The 18,700-nt window shown below is 44.3% G+C and carries 17 protein-coding genes; 3 read left to right on the top strand and 14 right to left on the bottom strand.

The genetic code is table 11. From position 1 onward, the window contains the following. Positions 1-59: 59 nt before the first annotated feature. The 11 genes from guaC to purC form a co-directional block, all read right to left on the bottom strand. On the bottom strand, positions 60-1,037 hold the full coding sequence (gene guaC / locus IGI86_RS06910; protein WP_005230038.1) for a GMP reductase: 978 nt from the start codon (positions 1,035-1,037) through the stop codon (positions 60-62). 210 nt (positions 1,038-1,247) lie between these two features. Then, positions 1,248-2,162: an aldo/keto reductase gene (locus IGI86_RS06905; RefSeq protein ID WP_086317297.1), complete on the bottom strand. Its 915-nt coding sequence runs from the start codon at positions 2,160-2,162 to the stop codon at positions 1,248-1,250. 167 nt (positions 2,163-2,329) lie between these two features. Beyond that, complete coding sequence (gene purD / locus IGI86_RS06900; protein WP_430617852.1) at positions 2,330-3,616, bottom strand: phosphoribosylamine--glycine ligase; 1,287 nt, start codon at positions 3,614-3,616, stop codon at positions 2,330-2,332. A gap of 16 nt (positions 3,617-3,632) precedes the next feature. Further along, complete coding sequence (gene purH, locus IGI86_RS06895; protein WP_430617851.1) at positions 3,633-5,168, bottom strand: bifunctional phosphoribosylaminoimidazolecarboxamide formyltransferase/IMP cyclohydrolase; 1,536 nt, start codon at positions 5,166-5,168, stop codon at positions 3,633-3,635. Then, positions 5,161-5,745 carry a phosphoribosylglycinamide formyltransferase gene (gene purN / locus IGI86_RS06890; RefSeq protein WP_016620869.1) on the bottom strand — a complete coding sequence of 195 codons (585 nt, stop codon included), beginning with the start codon at positions 5,743-5,745 and terminating at the stop codon, positions 5,161-5,163. Before purN ends, purH begins: the two co-directional genes overlap by 8 nt. After that, complete coding sequence (gene purM / locus IGI86_RS06885; protein WP_430617850.1) at positions 5,742-6,788, bottom strand: phosphoribosylformylglycinamidine cyclo-ligase; 1,047 nt, start codon at positions 6,786-6,788, stop codon at positions 5,742-5,744. Before purM ends, purN begins: the two co-directional genes overlap by 4 nt. Before the next feature lie 124 nt (positions 6,789-6,912). Beyond that, positions 6,913-8,337: an amidophosphoribosyltransferase gene (gene purF / locus IGI86_RS06880; protein WP_016613330.1), complete on the bottom strand. Its 1,425-nt coding sequence runs from the start codon at positions 8,335-8,337 to the stop codon at positions 6,913-6,915. Further along, a complete protein-coding gene (gene purL, locus IGI86_RS06875; protein ID WP_430617849.1) occupies positions 8,322-10,550 on the bottom strand; it encodes a phosphoribosylformylglycinamidine synthase subunit PurL in 2,229 nt (742 codons plus the stop codon). Before purL ends, purF begins: the two co-directional genes overlap by 16 nt. Beyond that, positions 10,543-11,220, bottom strand: coding sequence for a phosphoribosylformylglycinamidine synthase subunit PurQ (gene purQ / locus IGI86_RS06870; protein WP_016613328.1), 678 nt, complete (start codon positions 11,218-11,220; stop codon positions 10,543-10,545). Before purQ ends, purL begins: the two co-directional genes overlap by 8 nt. Then, the gene (gene purS, locus IGI86_RS06865; RefSeq protein WP_005230018.1) at positions 11,217-11,489 is read right to left on the bottom strand and encodes a phosphoribosylformylglycinamidine synthase subunit PurS; all 273 of its coding nucleotides are present in this window, start codon (positions 11,487-11,489) and stop codon (positions 11,217-11,219) included. The genes purQ and purS overlap by 4 nt, the downstream gene beginning before the upstream one ends. After that, the gene (gene purC, locus IGI86_RS06860; RefSeq protein ID WP_016620872.1) at positions 11,480-12,205 is read right to left on the bottom strand and encodes a phosphoribosylaminoimidazolesuccinocarboxamide synthase; all 726 of its coding nucleotides are present in this window, start codon (positions 12,203-12,205) and stop codon (positions 11,480-11,482) included. Before purC ends, purS begins: the two co-directional genes overlap by 10 nt. Before the next feature lie 214 nt (positions 12,206-12,419). Here purC and IGI86_RS06855 point away from each other — a divergent pair, with 214 nt between their 5' ends. From IGI86_RS06855 to IGI86_RS06845, 3 genes are all read left to right on the top strand, one after another. Beyond that, complete coding sequence (locus tag IGI86_RS06855) at positions 12,420-12,854, top strand: hypothetical protein (RefSeq protein WP_005236409.1); 435 nt, start codon at positions 12,420-12,422, stop codon at positions 12,852-12,854. A gap of 101 nt (positions 12,855-12,955) precedes the next feature. After that, on the top strand, positions 12,956-13,561 hold the full coding sequence (locus IGI86_RS06850) for a DUF1054 domain-containing protein (RefSeq protein WP_430617848.1): 606 nt from the start codon (positions 12,956-12,958) through the stop codon (positions 13,559-13,561). A 1-nt stretch (position 13,562) separates the two neighbouring features. Next, on the top strand, positions 13,563-15,611 hold the full coding sequence (locus IGI86_RS06845) for a penicillin-binding transpeptidase domain-containing protein (protein WP_016620874.1): 2,049 nt from the start codon (positions 13,563-13,565) through the stop codon (positions 15,609-15,611). A 45-nt stretch (positions 15,612-15,656) separates the two neighbouring features. On the opposite strand, the gene purB is transcribed toward IGI86_RS06845, so the two are convergent. The 3 genes from purB to purE are packed head-to-tail and all read right to left on the bottom strand — an operon-like array spanning position 15,657 to position 18,568. Continuing rightward, positions 15,657-16,955 (bottom strand): adenylosuccinate lyase, encoded by a 1,299-nt coding sequence (purB, locus tag IGI86_RS06840; RefSeq protein WP_008381467.1) that lies wholly within the window; start codon positions 16,953-16,955, stop codon positions 15,657-15,659. Between the two features lie 13 nt (positions 16,956-16,968). After that, the gene (purK, locus tag IGI86_RS06835; protein ID WP_016613325.1) at positions 16,969-18,096 is read right to left on the bottom strand and encodes a 5-(carboxyamino)imidazole ribonucleotide synthase; all 1,128 of its coding nucleotides are present in this window, start codon (positions 18,094-18,096) and stop codon (positions 16,969-16,971) included. After that, complete coding sequence (purE, locus tag IGI86_RS06830; RefSeq protein ID WP_005236418.1) at positions 18,080-18,568, bottom strand: 5-(carboxyamino)imidazole ribonucleotide mutase; 489 nt, start codon at positions 18,566-18,568, stop codon at positions 18,080-18,082. The genes purK and purE overlap by 17 nt, the downstream gene beginning before the upstream one ends. Positions 18,569-18,700: the final 132 nt, after the last annotated feature.

The following is an 18,700-nucleotide window of genomic DNA, read 5'->3' as shown; positions in this document are numbered from 1 at the left end:
ATGGTTCTTCTTACAAAAAAAGAAACGACCAATAGAAGGTCGCTTCTTTAGTATCCTGTTTAGATCGTATCTCCATTAAAAATCGAATTTTTCACGATTACGTAATCCACTTTACGAATCGATTCTAAATCTTTTCCACCTGCATAAGAGATCGATGACTGCAAGTCTTGCTGCATTTCAACTAACGTGTCTTTCAAAGAACCTTTGTATTGAATCCAAATTTTCTTTCCTTCCACGTTTTTCTTTTCACCTTTTTGAAATTCTGATGCAGAACCAAAGTATTCTTTCATCACAACGCCGTTTTCTACCTTGGTTTCTCCTGGTGATTCTTCATGACCTGCAAACAATGAACCGATCATGACCATTGTTGCACCGAAACGGACAGATTTAGCGATATCGCCGTGTGTCCGAATGCCGCCATCTGCAATGATTGGTTTGCGAGCAGCTTTGGCACACCAGCGTAGTGCTGCTAACTGCCAGCCGCCAGTCCCGAAACCAGTTTTGATTTTTGTGATACACACTTTCCCAGGTCCAATGCCGACTTTTGTTGCATCTGCACCAGCGTTTTCCAATTCACGAACTGCTTCTGGCGTTCCAACATTTCCAGCGATCACAAACGTTGCTGGCAAATGCTTCTTGATGTGTTGGATCATATTGATCACGGCGTTTGAGTGGCCATGAGCAATATCGATCGTAATAAAATCAGGAACAAGCTCTTTGTCAGCTAGTTCTTCCACAAAGGCATATTCATTTTCTTTGACACCTACGCTGATAGAAGCAATCAAGCCACGGCTCTTCATTTTTTTGATAAATGGAATCCGCGCTTCTTCATCAAAGCGGTGCATAATATAAAAATAGCCATTTTCAGCTAAAAATTCTGCGATCGAATCATCAATAATCGTTTGCATATTTGCAGGAACAACAGGCATTTTAAACGAGTGTCCGCCTAATGTCACCGTGGTATCACATTCTGAACGGCTGTTCACGATACACTTGTTAGGAATCAGTTGTATATCTTCGTAATCAAAAACTTTCATGTCAAACATAAAAATATCCTCCAAATCTTACTAAGAGTGAAGCAAGCATCAAATGGCCTCAGCCTATTTTTAACGCCCACAACAATTTAAACCACCTGGAAATGAAATACAAGCTTTTTAGAAATACTTTTTGAAAAAAAAGGATGAATGTTCGTCTTTCGCGAACATTCATCCTTATAACAACTGAATAAAACGGAATTTACGTATAAATTAAGGCAAGATGTTCCCTGCTGCTTTATACACTTCATACCATTCATGGCGGGTCAATACGATCGAAGATGCTTGCGCGATTTCTTCGATCCGATGTGGAGTCATCGTTCCAGCAATCACTTGCATGTTTGCAGGGTGACGTAAGATCCACGCAGAAGCAATACCTGTCGGTGTCGTTTGATACTTGTCCGCTAGTTCGGTCAATTTTTCGTTCAACTCTGGGAATTTCTCGTTACCGATAAAGACACCTTCGAAGAAACCATATTGATACGGAGACCAAGCTTGGATCGTCATCTCATGCAAGCGAGAATATTCAAGAATTTCTCCATCATGATCGACACTACCAGCATCCGTCATGTTGACATGAATTCCTTGATCGATCATTCCTGTATGCATGATCCCGAATTGCAGTTGATTCGCTACTAAAGGTTGGGAAACATATTTTTTCAATAGCTCGATTTGACCAGGTTTTTGATTGCTGACACCGAAGTATTTCACTTTACCGTCTTTTTCTAATTGGTCAAAGGCTGCTGCCACTTCTTCTGGTTCAAACAAAGTGTCAGGGCGATGCAATAATAACGCATCTAAATGATCAGTTTTCAATCGTTGCAAACTACCTTCCACAGAAGAGATGATATGCTCTTTCGAAAAATCAAACATTTCACCTGGAACGATGCCGCATTTTGATTGAATAAATAAATCTTCTCTTTTAGCTGCCGTTTTTGCTAACGCTTCTGCAAAAATCGTTTCACATTCACCGCGACCATAAATATCCGCATGGTCAAAGAAGGTAATGTCATTTTCAATCGCAGTCGTCAAGACCTTCACAGGATCTTTGGCATTGTTGATTCGCATCAAGCCTAAAATCACGCTGGATACTTCTAAATCAGTGGGACCGAATTTAATTTTTTTCACGTAAAGTTCCTCCTTATTTAAACTACATTCCTATTTTATCACAACAAGATGAAAACGCTATACCAACGTCAAAAAAACCTCCCATAAAACGAAAACCACCAGCACAACCGATTGGTTCTACTGGCAGCCCTCCTTTTTTCAGTTTGTGTTATGCACAGAAATGTTCTTTACTTCATCGCCTTTGATGAGTTGCTATATTGCAAGGCTTTATCGCCGATATCGTTTCGGTAATATAAGCCAGATAAAGACAACCTGCTGATTGCTTCATAGACCTTCTTTTGTGCAGCAGCTAAATTCTCTGCTGATGCTTCCACAAGAAAAACGCGCCCACCAGCTGCCGTCAAACCACCTTGGTCGGCAGCTTCATCCACTCCTGCATAAAAGAATTGCGTTCCTTCTCCTTCAGGGCTTGGGACAGGCATTCCTTGCTGATACTTGCCTGGATATCCTTGAGAGGCAATCACGACACCGATCGAAGCCGATTGATTCCATTGGATCGTAGGTACTTGGTCCTGTAAGAGATCATCAATGATCTGGGCTAGACTGCTTTTTAAACGACTTAACACGACTTGTGTTTCTGGATCGCCGAAACGCGCATTGAATTCGATGACTTTCGGTCCATCATTGGTAGCAATCAGACCTGCATAGAGAATCCCCGTAAACGGTGTATTGTTGCGAATCATCCCTTTTGCTGCAGGAAGTAAAACTTCTGCTACCGCTTGATCGACCATTTCTTGCGGAATCTGCGGTACCGGCGTATAAGCCCCCATACCTCCTGTATTCGGACCTAAATCGCCATCGAAGGCACGTTTATGGTCTTGGGCAATGACCATTGGATAGACGGCTTCGCCCTTCACAAATGCCAATAGCGAAAACTCCTCGCCAGCCAAAAACTCTTCGATCACCACTTTTGCACCACTTTCACCGAAAGCATTTTGCTCCAGCATCGCTTCGACTGCTGCGTTTGCTTCTTCAATGGTTTCCGCGACAACCACGCCTTTGCCCGCCGCTAAACCATCTGCTTTGATGACGATTGGCGCACCTTTACGTTGGATATAGGCTTTTGCCTGGGCACTATCTGTAAAGCTTTGATAGTCTGCTGTTGGAATGTGATTGGTTCGCATCAATTCTTTGGCAAACTCTTTTGATCCTTCAATCATCGCTGCTTGGCGATTGGGGCCAAAAATTTCCAATCCCGCCCCCTGAAAATCATCTACGATGCCATTTAGCAACGGAACTTCCGGACCAACGAAGGTCCAATCAACCTCCTGCTCTTGAGCAAAAGCAATTAGACTTTCATGATCGGACTCTTCAATTGCGACTGTCTTAATCCCGTCTTTTCGCATACCGGGATTGCCCTTCGCACAAAAGACTGTTTCCACTTGAGGATCCTGCAGAAACTTTTTTGCGACGGCATGCTCTCTACCGCCACTACCAATAACAAGTATTTTCATCGTCTTCTCCTATTTCTTAGTGTTTAAAATGACGAACACCAGTAAAGACCATCGCCACACCGTATTTATCTGCCATGTCGATCGACTCTTGATCTTTGATACTGCCACCAGGTTGAATAATCGCTTTGATTCCTTGTTGCGCTGCATATTCAACACTGTCATCCATTGGGAAAAAGGCGTCGCTTGCCAGCACTGAACCAGCCAGTTTTTTGTTTTCACGGGCTTGTTCGACGGCGATTTTCACCGAACCCACGCGGTTCATTTGACCAGCGCCGATCCCGACGGTTTGCTGTTGATTGGCTAAAACGATCGCATTGGACTTCACGTGTTTCACCGCTTTCCAAGCAAATGCCAAGGCTGCGATTTCTACTGGTGTCGGCTGTCTTTTGGTCACCACGGTCCAATCTGCTGGTGACTCCATTTGATCATCTGGTTCTTGCACCAATAAGCCTCCAAGGACAGAGACAACTTCTGGCTGTTTGGCTGCTTTTTCGAAATCAACAACCAGCAGGCGCAGATTTTTTTTCTTCGTTAAGATTTCTAGTGCTTCTTCTTCAAATGCAGGTGCAATGATGATCTCAAGAAAAATCCGCTGCAGTTGCTCCGCAGTTGCCACATCAACTGGACGATTCAAAACAATGATCCCGCCAAAAATCGACACTGGGTCTGCTTCGTAAGCTTCTTGGAAAGCTTCAGCAATCGTTTCTCCACTTCCGATCCCACAGGGATTCATGTGCTTGAGGGCTACTGCAGTTGGCTCTGTAAATTCTTCTGCGATCCGCAAGGCAGCGTCAGCATCTTTAATGTTGTTGTAAGACAATTCTTTGCCGTGGATTTGTTTTGCGCTGGCAATCGAATAGGGCACGGGTAATGCATCTTGATAGAAGGAAGCTTTCTGATGACTATTTTCACCATAACGCAATGTTTGTTTCAAAACATAGGTTTTCGTCAAGGTCTCTGTTTCTGTTTCAGCCACCGCTTTGGTCAAGTATTCACCAATCAAGGCATCGTAAGCGGCGGTATGGCGGAAGACTTTGGCAGCTAATTTCTTTCTTGATGCCAACGTCGTATTGCCTTCCTTCAGCTCAGTTAAAACCCAGTCGTAATCGTTGGGATCAACGACAACAGTTACTGAGGCATGATTTTTCGCCGCAGAACGTAGCATGCTTGGTCCGCCGATGTCGATATTTTCGATTGCGTCGGCTTCTGTGACGTCAAGCTTACTGATGGTTTCTTTAAATGGATAAAGATTGACGACAACAAGGTCGATCGGTAAAATGCCATGCTCAGCCATTGCCTCCATATGAGAAGGCAGATCACGCCGTCCTAACAGACCACCATGCACCCGTGGATGTAGCGTCTTGACCCTACCATCCATCATTTCAGGAAATTCTGTGACCGCTTCGATGCCGATCGGTTGAAGCCCCGCTTGTTCCAAGGCCGTTTTTGTCCCGCCAGTTGAGATAATCTCAAATCCTAAATTGGTCAATTCTTGGACAAATGGTACGAGTCCTTCTTTGTCAGACACACTGATTAATGCACGTTTATTCACGATTCGATAGCCCCTTTTCCACGATTTCAGCTAAAACAGCTGGATAGATTTGATGTTCTACTTGATGAATTTTTTCTGTCACATTTGCTAATGTATCGTCGGTGTCGATCCGAACGATTTCTTGGGCAATGATTGGCCCTGTGTCAATGCCGGCATCGACATAATGAACCGTCACTCCCGTCACTTTCACGCCGTAAGCGAAGGCATCGGCGATCCCAGATTTACCTGGGAAACTCGGCAACAAGGAGGGATGGATATTGATGACTCTGCCTTCATAAGCGGATAATAGAGTGTTGCCGATGATTCGCATATACCCTGCTAAAACAATAAAATCGATGGCATGATCCTGCAATTCTTCGATCAATTTATTTTCAAAGGCTGCTTTTGATGCAAATGCCGCTGGCTCTATGACAAGCGTTTCATAGTCTCTCGCGCGGGCTTTTTCTATTACTGGCGCTGCAGGTTTATCGGAAAAGACCAACCCGATCTGCGCTCCTTTGATTTTATTTGCTTGGATCGCATCGGCGATCGCTGTAAAATTGCTGCCCGTTCCAGAAGCAAAGACGGCGATCCTCATCGGACTGCCTCTTTGAAGCAAACGGCTTCGTTGTTACGTTTGGTCACTTTACCGATCCGGTATGCTTGTTCTTCATTGGCGGATAGAAGTGCCATCACTGCCGCAACATTTTCTGGCGCAACGGCTAAGACCATACCGATACCCATATTGAAAATCTCGAACATTTCTTGATGAGGAATCGCGCCATGAGTAGCGATCAGATCAAATATTGGCAACTGCGGCCAAGTGTCTAAGGCGATTTCTGCCGCAAGTCCTTCAGGCAGCATCCGTGGGATATTTTCAACAAAGCCGCCACCAGTGATATGAGAAATTCCAGCTAACAATCCTTCTATCAATAAAGGTTTCAGTGCATCAACGTAAATTCTCGTTGGCGTCAATAAACTTTCTGCAAGCGTTTGGTTGCCAAGTTCCGCAAACGTTTCTGCTCCTGTATAGCCATGTTGTTCAAAAAAGATTTTTCTGACTAAAGAGTACCCATTGGAGTGAATGCCTGAAGAAGGCAAACCAATCAGCTCATCGCCCTCTTTGATGGTTTCTCCAGTGATCAACCGACTTTTTTCGACGATCCCTACGGCGAAACCAGCAAGATCATATTCTTCCGGCTGATACATCCCCGGCATTTCAGCGGTTTCTCCACCAATCAGGGCAGCACCCGCTTGCACACAGCCCTCTGCGACACCAGCAATGATTTGTTCGATCTTTGCCGGATCGTTTTTACCAACTGCAACATAGTCAAGGAAGTAGATAGGTTCTGCCCCTTGAGCGACGATATCATTCACACACATCGCGACGCAATCAATGCCGATCGTTGTGTGCTGTTCTTGTTGGATCGCCAACAAAAGCTTGGTTCCTACACCATCAGTCCCAGAAACGAGTACCGGTTCTTTCAATTGGTACGATGATAAGTCAAAACAGCCACCAAAGCCCCCGATTGCCCCCATCACGCCTAGCCGTTCTGTTCGTTTCACATGCTTTTTGATCCGTTCGACTACTTCATAACCGGCTTCGACATCGACACCGGCTTTTGCATATGCATTTGCCACGTTTGTTCCTCCTCAATCATTCATCCGCTCTTCTTCATTCAGCTCATTCGTCGTTAACGCAAGTAAACCAGCGGTCCTTCACTGCTTCGTTTGAAAAACCATTTTTGTCTACTATTTATTCAGCTTATTCAGCTAAAGACGCGAGATAGTTTTCTTCATAATCATACAAAGGGGTTGGATAATCGCCATTGAAATAGGCCATACACAATCCTGAGTAAGGTGCGTCGAAATCTAAACCGATCGCTTCGATCAACCCGTCTTCACTTAAAAAGGCCAAAGAATCTGCTTCGATTTTTTCACAAATCTCAGCTTCCGTATATTTGGCTGCGATCAATTCTTTTCTCGTTTGAATGTCGATCCCGTAAAAACATGGATAGCGCAAAGGCGGCGAACCGATACGCACATGAACTTCTTTGGCACCTGCCTCTTTTAGCAGTTGCACGATACGGCGGCTGGTGGTTCCTCGGACGATCGAATCGTCGACTAGAATCACTCGTTTGCCTTCGACTACGCCACGAACAGCTGAGAGCTTCATTCGCACGCCTTGCTCTCTTAACTCCTGTGTCGGTTGAATAAACGTTCGTGCAATGTATTGATTTTTTACTAAGCCCAATTCATAAGGAATACCTGAAGCTTCTGCGTACCCGCTGGCAGCAGATAAGGATGAATTCGGTACACCAATGACCATATCCGCTTCGATCGGCGCCTCTTTTGCCAAGCGACGGCCCATATTTTTACGGGCACGATGAACATTGACGCCAGCGATGTTGGAATCAGGACGGGCAAAATAAATAAACTCCATCGAACAAATCGCCGGTTGTACTTCTTGGGTATACTGCTCGATTTGAATGCCTGCATCATCAATGATCACGACTTCGCCCGGTCGGACATCACGAATAAATTCCGCACCGATGACTTCCAACGCACAGGTTTCTGAAGCCACCACATAAGCACCATTGACCATTTTCCCGATTGACAATGGCCGAAAGCCATTGGGGTCTAGTGCTGCGATCATGGCATTTTCCGTCAGTAAAAGGTACGCAAATCCACCTTTAACTTGATTTAATGCCTCCTTGACCCGATCCATAAAAAGCGGTTCTTCGCTGCGACGGATCAAGTGCATGAGAATCTCTGTATCGGAATTCGAGTGGAAAATCGCACCAGCCTCTTCTAATGATTTCCGTAGACTTTTCGCATTCGTCAAGTTGCCGTTATGAGCTAAGCCAATCTGCTGATCAAAAAATTTGAATAAAAACGGTTGAATATTATCAACGCTACCATTACCAGCAGTTGCGTAACGAACGTGACCAATGGCAGCATCTCCTGTCAGACGCTGGAGGACACGTTCATCCGAAAACACTTCCGCTAGCAACCCTAAATCACGGTGACCATTGAGTTTTCCCGCATCATTCGTGACGATCCCAGCACCCTCTTGGCCGCGATGTTGCAAACTGTGTAGTCCGAAGTAGGTGACACGAGCGGCATCTGGATGACCCCAAACACCAAAAACCCCACATTCCTCGTTGAGGCTCTTTACTTCATTAAACATGGAATGGCTTCCTCCCATTTCAATTTCGCCTCAGTAAGGGGCATCTCGATCGTATCATCTTGTGCTTGCATGCGAATCTGGCCATCAGCAGTCACTTCCCCGATCGCTATTGCAGCAGCACCTACCAGTGCTTCAAAAGCTGCTTGCTTATCAGGTGCGACTGAAAGCACAAAACGGGATTGGGTTTCTGAAAACAATTGTGCTGCTGGCAATGACACGGTCACATTTAGACCAAAGCCCTTGTCAAAAGCGGATTCGGCTAAAGCGATCGCTAAACCACCTTCGGCACAGTCGTGGGCACTTTGAACAAGACCTGCTTGGATCGCTGCGGTAACCAATTGTTGGTTCATTTTTTCTGTTTCAAGGTCAAAGGACATTAAACGCCCAGCGATCTTTCCTGTCTGCAGTTTTTGCAATTCAGACCCATTGAAGTCAGCATGGGTTTCCCCTAGGATATAGATCACATCCCCTGCTGCTTGGAAATGCTGCGTCGTGATATGCGCCAGCTCTTCGATCAATCCGACCATCCCAATTACAGGCGTTGGATAGACCGATTGTCCGTCCGTTTCGTTGTATAAGGAGACGTTCCCAGAGATTACTGGTGTCTCTAGTACACGACAAGCTTCTGAGATCCCGTCAGCAGCCGTAGATAACTCCCAGAATCCTTCTGGTTTATCTGGCGAGCCGAAGTTAAGGCAGTCAGTGATCGCCAATGGACGCCCACCGGAAGCGACGATATTTCGAGCAGCTTCTGCAACTGCGATCTGTCCGCCGACTTCAGGATCTAAGTAGAGGTAACGAGCATTACAGTCAGTCGTCATCGCCAAGGCTTTATTGGTTCCCTTGATTCGTAAAACGGCCGCATCACTGCCGGGTCCTACCACGGTATTGGTACGAACTTGCGAATCGTAGGTTTCAAAAATCGAGCGTTTCGAAGCGATCGTCGGCTGCTGCAGCAGGTCCGCAAATACAGACGTTGCTGAATGAATCACTGGAACAAAGTCCGGTGTTTCCTTAAACACTTTGATCCGTGCTGGTTCTGCCATCTCTTTGTAGTAAGTCGGTGCATCTTCAGCTAAAGCATCCACTGGTAAATTAGCGACTTCCTGTCCATGATGGAACAAACGATAGTTGCCATCATCCGTCACTTCACCGATCACGACTGCTTCTAGATCGTATTTCTTAAAGAGGGCTTCCACTTCAGCTTCATGCCCTTTTTTGACACAGATCAGCATCCGCTCTTGGGATTCTGACAACATCATTTCATAAGGCGTCATATTAGTTTCTCGTTGTGGAACATCATCTAATGTTAAGCGCAAACCTGATCCGGCTTTTGATGCCATCTCGGCACTAGAAGAAACCAATCCAGCAGCACCCATATCTTGAATTCCGACTAAAATGTCCGAATGATCCACGATCAATTCCAAACAAGCTTCCAACAAAAGTTTTTCCATAAAAGGATCACCGACTTGTACGGCGGAACGTTGTTGTTCTTCTCCTTCGACAAATTCTTCCGATGCAAAAGTCGCCCCGTGTATCCCGTCGCGTCCTGTTTTTGCGCCGACATACATGATGGTGTTTCCAACACCTTTGGCCTGCCCTTTTTGAATATCCTTGTGAGCAATGATCCCTACACACATGGCATTGACTAATGGATTGCCTTCATAACAAGGGTCAAATGCCACTTCACCACCGACGGTCGGAATCCCAATACAGTTGCCATAGCCACTGATCCCAGCAACGACTTCTTCCAAAAGATATTTCGTTCTTGGATTATCTAACTCACCAAATCGTAAGGAGTCTAAAACAGCAATCGGTCTTGCTCCCATACTAAAGATGTCGCGGATGATCCCACCAACACCAGTTGCTGCTCCTTCATAAGGTTCCACCGCAGAAGGATGATTATGGCTTTCCGCTTTAAATACGACAGCTAGATCATCGCCGATATCCACGATGCCCGCACCTTCTCCCGGACCTTGCAGTACTTGCGGCCCATCTGTCGGGAATTTCCGCAAAACAGGTTTGGAATTTTTGTAAGAACAATGTTCACTCCACATCACTGAAAAGAGTCCAGTTTCGGTATAGTTTGGTAAACGTCCCAAAATATCTTCTGAGATCATCCGATATTCTTCTTGGGTCAATCCCCATTGCTCGTATAATTTCGTGTCTTTGATTTCTTGTGGTGTAGGTTCTTTTACGATCATTTTATCCATTTACCGGCACCTTCCCAAAATTTTTCAATAATGAAGCAAAAAACTTCTTGCCATCTTCTGAGCCTAATAAACTTTCCATCGCTCGTTCTGGATGAGGCATCATGCCTAGGACATTGCCTGCTTTGTTGCAGATACCAGCGATATTGTGTAGACTGCCGTTGACGTTATCTTCATAACGGAAAACGATTTGATTGTTAGCAACCAATTCCTGATAAGTCGTTTCATCACAATAATAATTGCCCTCACCATGAGCGACAGGAAGCGTAATGACTTGATCCGTTTCATATTCAGAAGTAAAAGCTGTTCGATTATTCACTTGCAGACGGACCGGCTTGCAAATAAAATGCAATGATTCATTTCTTTGTAAAACCCCTGGTAACAAGCCCGCTTCCGTTAAAATTTGAAACCCATTGCAGGTACCAAAGACAGGTTTGCCTTCATTTGCCAAACGAATGACCTCTGACATGATCGTAGAAAAACGGGCAATCGCTCCGCATCTTAAGTAATCACCATAAGAAAATCCTCCTGGAAGCAAAACACCGTCAAAACCGGCTAAGCTTTCTGCATCATGGCGCACATATTCTGCTTCTGCCCCCATGATATCTTTGATTGCCCACATCAAATCAACATCACAATTTGATCCAGGAAAGACGATCACTGCAAATTTCATAGGGCTGCTTCCTCCATTTGAACTATTTCATAACGGTAGGTTTCCATATTGACGTTTGCTAAAAGTTTGTCACAGATCGCTTCAATCTCCTCTGCTACTGCTGCTTGTGTTTGATTGTTGGAAGGTGTCACTTTGATTTCAAAGTATTTCCCGATGCGAATATCACTGACATCTTGATATCCTAAGCGATGAACAGCTCCTTTGACGGCTTCTCCTTGAGGGTCCAAAACAGATTCCTTATAAGTGACGTAAACTTTGACTAAATACATGTTGAATTCTCCTTTTCTAAACGATTTAAAACTTCTTCATAAACAGGAACGATGTCCCCTAAATCACGACGATAGACATCTTTATCAAGATGTTCATTTGTACCCATATCCCATAAGCGGCAAGTATCTGGTGAGATCTCATCAGCCAGGAGCAACTCGCCCTTCTTGGTTTTTCCGATCTCGATTTTAAAATCGATCAGTTGAATCTGGATACTTGCAAAGATTTCCAGTAACGCAGCGTTGACTTGTAGCGCCAGTTTTTTGATCTGGTCCAGTTCCTCTTTTGTAGCAAGACCCAGATAGAACACATGATCGTCATTGATAAACGGATCATCTAAACGATCCTCTTTGTAGTAAAACTCCACGATCGGCTTTGGCAGTCTGGTTCCTTCTTCGATGCCCAAGCGCTTTGAAAAACTACCAGCAGCCGTATTGCGAACAACGACTTCTAAAGGAATCATGGTGACAGCTCGAATTAATTGTTCGTGTTTAGACACTAATTGAAGAAAGTGACTTGGGACATTTTTATCAGCTAAACGCTGAAAAAGATGCGCAGTGATCTGATTGTTTAGGGCACCCTTCCCTGCGACTGCATCTTTCTTTAAACCGTTCAGCGCAGTTGCTTGGTCCAGATAAAGGACTCTCAACACATCTTCTTCGTTGGTTTTAAACAATTTCTTGGCTTTTCCTTCATAAAGAAGCACTTCTGATTCCATATTCCACCTCAGTTAAGTATTATTTTTCACATAGCGATGACACACATCTTTATTTGTTTATTATTCTAACAACGCTGAAAAAGCGGGTCAACGATTATCTGTACATTTACACATTAATAAACACGAATGTTCGCCTTTTATCCCGTCGAGCAAGTTTACCTCTCCCGTTTGACTGGCGAAGGGTTTTATAAAGCGTTTACAACATTCTATTTTCATGCTATATTTAGGTCGTATTGTAGCTACATTCAAGGAGGAGTACTATATGTGGTCGCTAAAGAATCGTGCTGAACTTTTTTTAGCTCATTTAACAGACAAAGAAAAACAACAGCTCCATAACGAATTATTGGCCGTGCAGCAAATCCTTTCCATTAACCAACAAACGAGTTTCTATGTATTCAGTCCCTTCAAAAAAGGGGCACGTCCTCACTATGCAGAAGAACAAAAAAGAGTTCTACAATTTCAAAATGGCCGCAATGACGAATTGATCATTCACCAGATACATCGTCAAAGCTTATTTAAACATACGTATTCTTTCCGTATTTATTTTAATTTAGAAGAAATGGACTTTTCTTTTTTAGACGATCTTTTGCATCTTTTGAAGGAACAAAGTCAAGCCCCTACCTTTAACTTAAGTCATGCTACGCACTGACGGGTGATCACTAAATAAAAATAAGATAAAAAAAACAAAAGCCCGAAATTTTACGGGCTTTTTTTGTTATACTGTTTTCAGACAAAAGAAAGGACACGATTATGCTATTTACAAAACAGTCATTTGATGCTTTTGCTTTAGAAACATTAGAAGAAAGAATGGAACAAATCCGTTCAGAGATCCAGCCGGTTTTCCAAACCATCGGCGAGGCAGCGATCCCATTATTTGAAGAAAGCTGTCAAGAACCTTTTTATTTGCATATCGCACAGCATCGGCGTAGAACCGTCTACCCTCCTGCCGAAACGTGGGCGGGGATCGGCCCTAACAAGCGTGGTTATAAAATGGATGCCCACTTTCAAATTGGGATCAATCAAGCGTATGTCTTTGTTTGGCTCAGTGTGATCGATCAACCGAAAAATCAAGCAACGATCGCGGAATCTTGGCTGGCTCATAAAGAATTATTTGATCAATTGCCAGCAGACTTTACGCTATCTCCTGATCATACCAAGTATGACCACTCTCCAATCGCTAAATGGCCAACCTACTTAGAACGATTACAGAAAGTCAAAAAAAGTGAACTTCAGATTGGCAAGATTTTTCCGAAAAAAATGATCGAAGACGTTGAGATGGCGGATATTTTAGCAGTTTATCAAACGCTGTTGCCGCTTTATCACGCCCGTTTGTCGGCACTAAAGGAGGAACAATAATATGTCAGAAAACCGGCGCTCTCGCAAAGAAAAACCAGCGAAAAAACCTAAGCGTTTCGTCTGGCTGGCACTCCCTGCCGCCTTATTAGTACTTGGTGGCGGTTATTATGGCTATACAGTCTATCAAAATCGACAAGAAGAAGCAGCAGCAAAAAAAGTCCTCAATTCCTTTATCGGTGCTATATCTGATCAGAAGTACAGCAATCTATCTGCTTTACTGACCGAAGAAAGTTTGGAATCAAACGGCTTTACCGCAGACGAAGTCTCAGCAAAATACGAAGCGATTTTCACTGGTATCGGTGCCGAATCATTTAAAGCTTCAGGAATTGAGGTAACGCCCGATGATAAGGATTCCGATCAATTCAATTTCCAATACAACGGTTCCTTAACCACCTCGTTAGGTGAATTAACCGAGCTGTCTTATAGTGGCACGATTACTCTGGCTGATGACCAAGCCAAGATCGATTGGTCGCCTCAATTGATTTTTCCGGGAATGGAAGGACAAGACAAAGTTAGTATCTCTGTAGATAATGCCACACGTGGAGAAATCTTAGACCGAAACAACGAACCGCTAGCAGAAAATGGCACGCTCTATCAACTAGGCGTCATTCCAGGACAGCTGGGTACGGGAGACGAAAAAACCGCCAATATCAAAGCAATCGCGGAGCGTTTTGACCTAACAGAAGATGCGATCGATCAAGCATTGGCTCAATCGTGGGTCCAAGATGAGTTGTTCGTTCCCTTGAAGATTATCGAACCAACCGATGAAATGCCAACTGGAACAAGTTTAAAAGAAACGACGGGACGGACTTATCCTCTTGGAGAAGCCGCTGCCCAGTTGATTGGTTATCTAGGGAACGTGACTGCAGAAGATATCGAAAAGGATGAAACGCTAGCAAGCAACGGACAAATTGGTCGTAGTGGTCTGGAAGCTGCCTTTGACAAAGAGTTGCGGGGCGAAAATGGCGGAAAAATCGCCATCACAGATGAAGACGGTGCTGAAAAATCGGTTCTTTTAGAAAAAGAACGGGCAGATGGTAAAGATATCCAACTGACCATTGACGCACAAGCCCAAAAGACAGCTTTTGACGCCTTACAAAATCAGGCGGGGTCCACGGTCGTCACAGAACCAAAAACCGGTGATCTGCTGGTATTAGCCAGCTCACCGAGTTATGATCCCAATAAAATGACCCAAGGGATCTCCCAAGAAGACTACGATGCGTATGAACAAAACGAAGACTTGCCTTTCATCAGCCGCTTTGCTACGGCCTATGCGCCAGGTTCGACCTTTAAGACTATCACGGCAGCGATTGGCTTAGAAAACGGTACGATCGACCCTACCCAAAGTATTGCGATTGATGGATTGAAGTGGCAAAAAGACAGCTCTTGGGGGGACTACTTTGTCACCAGAGTCAGCGATGTAGCTTCTGTCAATCTAAAAGATGCACTGGTTTACTCTGATAACATCTATATGGCACAACAAACCTTAGCTATGGGTGAAGATGCTTTTCGTAACGGTTTGTCGAAATTGATTTTTGGTGAAACGTTGGATTTACCGATTGCGATGAATCCTGCTCAAATTTCCAATGAAGACTCCTTCAACTCAGAGATTTTACTGGCAGATACCGGCTATGGACAAGGAGAACTGTTACTGAATCCCATTCAGCAAGCTGCTGCTTATTCGGTCTTTGCCAATCAAGGAAAACTGGTTTATCCTCGTTTATTGAAAGAGGCAGAGCAAAAAGACAAAGAAGTCTTTAAACCAGAGACGATTGAGCAAATCAATCAAGATTTGACAGCTGTTGTCTCAGATGCCAACGGAACGGCACACTCTTTGGCAGCGCTGAACATTCCGCTAGCTGCCAAAACAGGAACTGCTGAAATCAAAGAAAAGCAAGATGAAAAAGGCCAAGAAAACAGCTTCTTATTCGCCTTCGATTCGCAAGATCAAGGATTTCTGATGGTTTCCATGTTAGAAGATCGCCAGGAAAACCAATCAGCAACTGGTTTAGCACCTGATCTATTGACCTACTTAGCTGAAAATTATTAAAAAAGCCGCAACCTTAAGACGGAGGTCTCAAGGTTGCAGCTTTTTTTATTCGGCTAAACCGACACGTTCAAAGATCGTGTCAACTTGTTTTAAATGATGGTTGTAATCAAACGCATCATCCAAATCAGCTTTGGTCAAAACATCCGTGATTGCTGGATCAGCTTCTAACAATGGGCGGAAATCCGTTTGTTCATCCCAAGCTTGCGCTGTTTTCGGCTGAACCAAGTCATAGGCTTGCTCTCTGGTCATCCCGTGATCGATCAATTTCAACATCACCCGTTGGCTGTAGATCAATCCAAAGGTCGCATTCATATTGCGCTTCATATTCTCTGGGAAAACGGTCAGATTTTTGACGATATTGCCAAAGCGATTCAGCATGTAATCGATCAAAATCGTCGTATCCGGAATAATGATCCGTTCTGCCGATGAATGTGAGATATCCCGTTCATGCCAAAGGGAGACATTTTCATAAGCCGTCACCATATGACCGCGAACGACTCTTGCAAGTCCGGCCATATTTTCAGAACCGATTGGGTTACGCTTATGGGGCATGGCAGAAGAACCTTTTTGTCCTTTGGCGAAGAATTCTTCAACTTCCCGCGTTTCTGATTTTTGTAGTCCACGGATCTCGGTGGCAAATTTCTCAATGCTCGTTGCGATCAACGCCATTGCTGAGAAATATTCAGCATGTAGGTCACGAGGCAATACTTGCGTGGAAATATCTTGCGCACGAATCCCTAGTTTTTCACAGACATACTCTTCGACAAATGGAGGGATATTTGCAAAGGTTCCAACAGCACCACTGATCTTTCCAGCTTCGACCCCTTTTGCTGCCCGCTCAAAACGTTCAACATTGCGTTTCATTTCTGAATACCACAAGGCTAATTTCAAGCCAAAGGTCGTTGGTTCCGCATGAACACCATGGGTACGTCCCATCATCACGGTATGCTTGTATTCTTTGGCTTTTTCGCCAATGATCGTCACGAAACGGTTCAAATCTTCACGAATCAAATCGTTGGCTTGTTTCATCAAGTAGCCATACGCCGTATCAACAACATCCGTCGACGTCAAGCCGTAGTGGACCCATTTACTTTCATCACCCAAAGATTCAGAGACTGCTCGGGTAAAAGCAACCACATCATGTCGCGTTTGCGCTTCGATCTCTAAGATACGGTCGATATCAAAGGATGCTTTTTCACGAATCAATGCAACATCCTCTTTCGGTATCTCTCCTAATTCCGCCCAAGCTTCGTCAGCTAAAATCTCGACTTCTAGCCACGCTTGGTAGCGATTTTGATCGGTCCAAATAGCACCCATTTCTGGTCTTGTATAACGCTCTAACATGTTTTTATCTCCTTTAATCCCAAATATTGGTTTGATAGATTTCTTCAGTGGTTTCTGCAATATCTTCCGTCAAAATAGTGATATGTCCCATTTTTCGACCGGTTTTTGCTTCTTCTTTGCCATAGTAATGAAATTGCCAAGCAGGTTTTGTGGCAATCAACTCATAGGTTTCTGTCAATTCATCTCCTAAGACATTGACCATGACTGCAGGTGAAAGCAAAGAAACTTCCGGCAACGGCCAGCCACAGATTCCGCGGATATGAGCGTCAAACTGACTCATGGAACAAGCTTCGATCGAATAGTGACCCGAATTATGCGGACGTGGTGCCAATTCATTGACATACAAGCCGCCGCTTTTGGTCAGGAACATTTCGATGGCTAAAACGCCTTGCAGATCCAATGCCTTCGCAATAATATGAGCGATCCGTTTGGCTTCTTCGGCAACTTCTGGATCAATGCGCGCAGGAGCAATCGTTTGATGCAAAATATTGTTACGGTGGATATTTTCTACCACTGGGAAAGTGGTAAAGGTTTCTCCATTACCGGCAACTAAAATCGATAATTCTTTTTCAAAAGGAATCCATGCTTCTAATTCGCAAGTTCCTTCGCGAAGTAAATTCATGGAAGGCGCCAAATCAGCCGTACTGTAAAGCACGTGCTGTCCTTTTCCGTCATAGCCGCCTCTGGTGGTTTTTAATACACAAGGGTAACCAATGCTATCGATGGCATCTTGGATGTCTGTCGGGCTGATGATCGTGGCATAAGGTGCAATCACGATATTGTTTGCCTCTAAAAATGACTTCTCTAACAAACGATCTTGAGTGATTGCTAACAGATCGGTGCCTTGAGGGATATGTGAGTAAGGCAAAATAGAGTTCAATGCTTCAACACTGACATTTTCAAATTCATAGGTGATTACATCGGCACGTCGAGCCATTTCTTCTAAAGCAAACACATCATCATAGGCAGCAACAATATGCCAATCAGCGACTTGGGCTGTTGGACAATTGGCAGTAGGGTCTAAAACGCCAACCCGAAAGCCCATTTCTTTGGCACTCATTGCCATCATACGACCTAGCTGTCCTCCGCCAACGATTCCGATCGTTGCGTTGGGCATTAAAGGTTTAATCAAGTTGATCACTACTTTCCAATACGATTTCTTTTAATGTATTTCTTCGTGCGTCTAATTTCTCCGCTATCTCTAAATCATACATGGAAAGCATCTGGGCTGCAAGTAGTCCTGCGTTAGTTGCGCCAGCTTTTCCGATCGCCGTTGTTGCTACTGGTACACCACCCGGCATTTGCACGATCGATAAAAGGGAATCCAAACCGTTTAATGCGCGTGATTGGACGGGAACACCAATGACCGGCAATGTTGTTTTAGCTGCCACCATTCCCGGCAAATGGGCAGCGCCACCCGCTCCTGCAACAATGACTTTAATCCCTTTTTCTCGGGCTGTTTCTGCAAATTCGAACATCAAATCTGGTGTACGATGTGCCGAAACGACTTTTTTCTGATAAGGTATCGCTAACTCATCTAAAATCAAGCAGCACTCCTTCATTGTTTCCCAATCTGATTGACTTCCCATAATCACTGCAACTGCTGGTTTCATTCAATTTTCCCTCCACTGATTTTTTACGATTCTCTTCTGAATAAACCTCAGAAGTATTTTTCTTACGAAAATCATTTTGTTAGCAACCTTTTGAAGCTACGTCTGAGATATCCCAAAGTCACATGGCTCTGC

Source organism: Enterococcus sp. AZ188 (genome assembly GCF_050544075.1).
In the GTDB taxonomy this organism is placed as follows: Bacteria; Bacillota; Bacilli; order Lactobacillales; family Enterococcaceae; genus Enterococcus_D; species Enterococcus_D entomosocium.
This window is presented reverse-complemented; position numbering and strand designations above follow the sequence as displayed.

Excerpts from the sequence above, each read along its gene's own strand:
- guaC (WP_005230038.1), bottom strand. The coding sequence starts at position 1,037 with ATGAAAGTTTTTGATTACGAAGATATACAACTGATTCCTAACAAGTGT.
- purD (WP_430617852.1), bottom strand. The coding sequence starts at position 3,616 with ATGAAAATACTTGTTATTGGTAGTGGCGGTAGAGAGCATGCCGTCGCA.
- purN (WP_016620869.1), bottom strand. The coding sequence starts at position 5,745 with ATGAGGATCGCCGTCTTTGCTTCTGGAACGGGCAGCAATTTTACAGCG.
- purF (WP_016613330.1), bottom strand. The coding sequence starts at position 8,337 with ATGTTTAATGAAGTAAAGAGCCTCAACGAGGAATGTGGGGTTTTTGGT.
- purL (WP_430617849.1), bottom strand. The coding sequence starts at position 10,550 with ATGGATAAAATGATCGTAAAAGAACCTACACCACAAGAAATCAAAGAC.
- purQ (WP_016613328.1), bottom strand. The coding sequence starts at position 11,220 with ATGAAATTTGCAGTGATCGTCTTTCCTGGATCAAATTGTGATGTTGAT.
- purS (WP_005230018.1), bottom strand. The coding sequence starts at position 11,489 with ATGTATTTAGTCAAAGTTTACGTCACTTATAAGGAATCTGTTTTGGAC.
- purC (WP_016620872.1), bottom strand. The coding sequence starts at position 12,205 with ATGGAATCAGAAGTGCTTCTTTATGAAGGAAAAGCCAAGAAATTGTTT.
- IGI86_RS06855 (WP_005236409.1), top strand. The coding sequence starts at position 12,420 with ATGCTATATTTAGGTCGTATTGTAGCTACATTCAAGGAGGAGTACTAT.
- IGI86_RS06850 (WP_430617848.1), top strand. The coding sequence starts at position 12,956 with ATGCTATTTACAAAACAGTCATTTGATGCTTTTGCTTTAGAAACATTA.
- IGI86_RS06845 (WP_016620874.1), top strand. The coding sequence starts at position 13,563 with ATGTCAGAAAACCGGCGCTCTCGCAAAGAAAAACCAGCGAAAAAACCT.
- purB (WP_008381467.1), bottom strand. The coding sequence starts at position 16,955 with ATGTTAGAGCGTTATACAAGACCAGAAATGGGTGCTATTTGGACCGAT.
- purE (WP_005236418.1), bottom strand. The coding sequence starts at position 18,568 with ATGAAACCAGCAGTTGCAGTGATTATGGGAAGTCAATCAGATTGGGAA.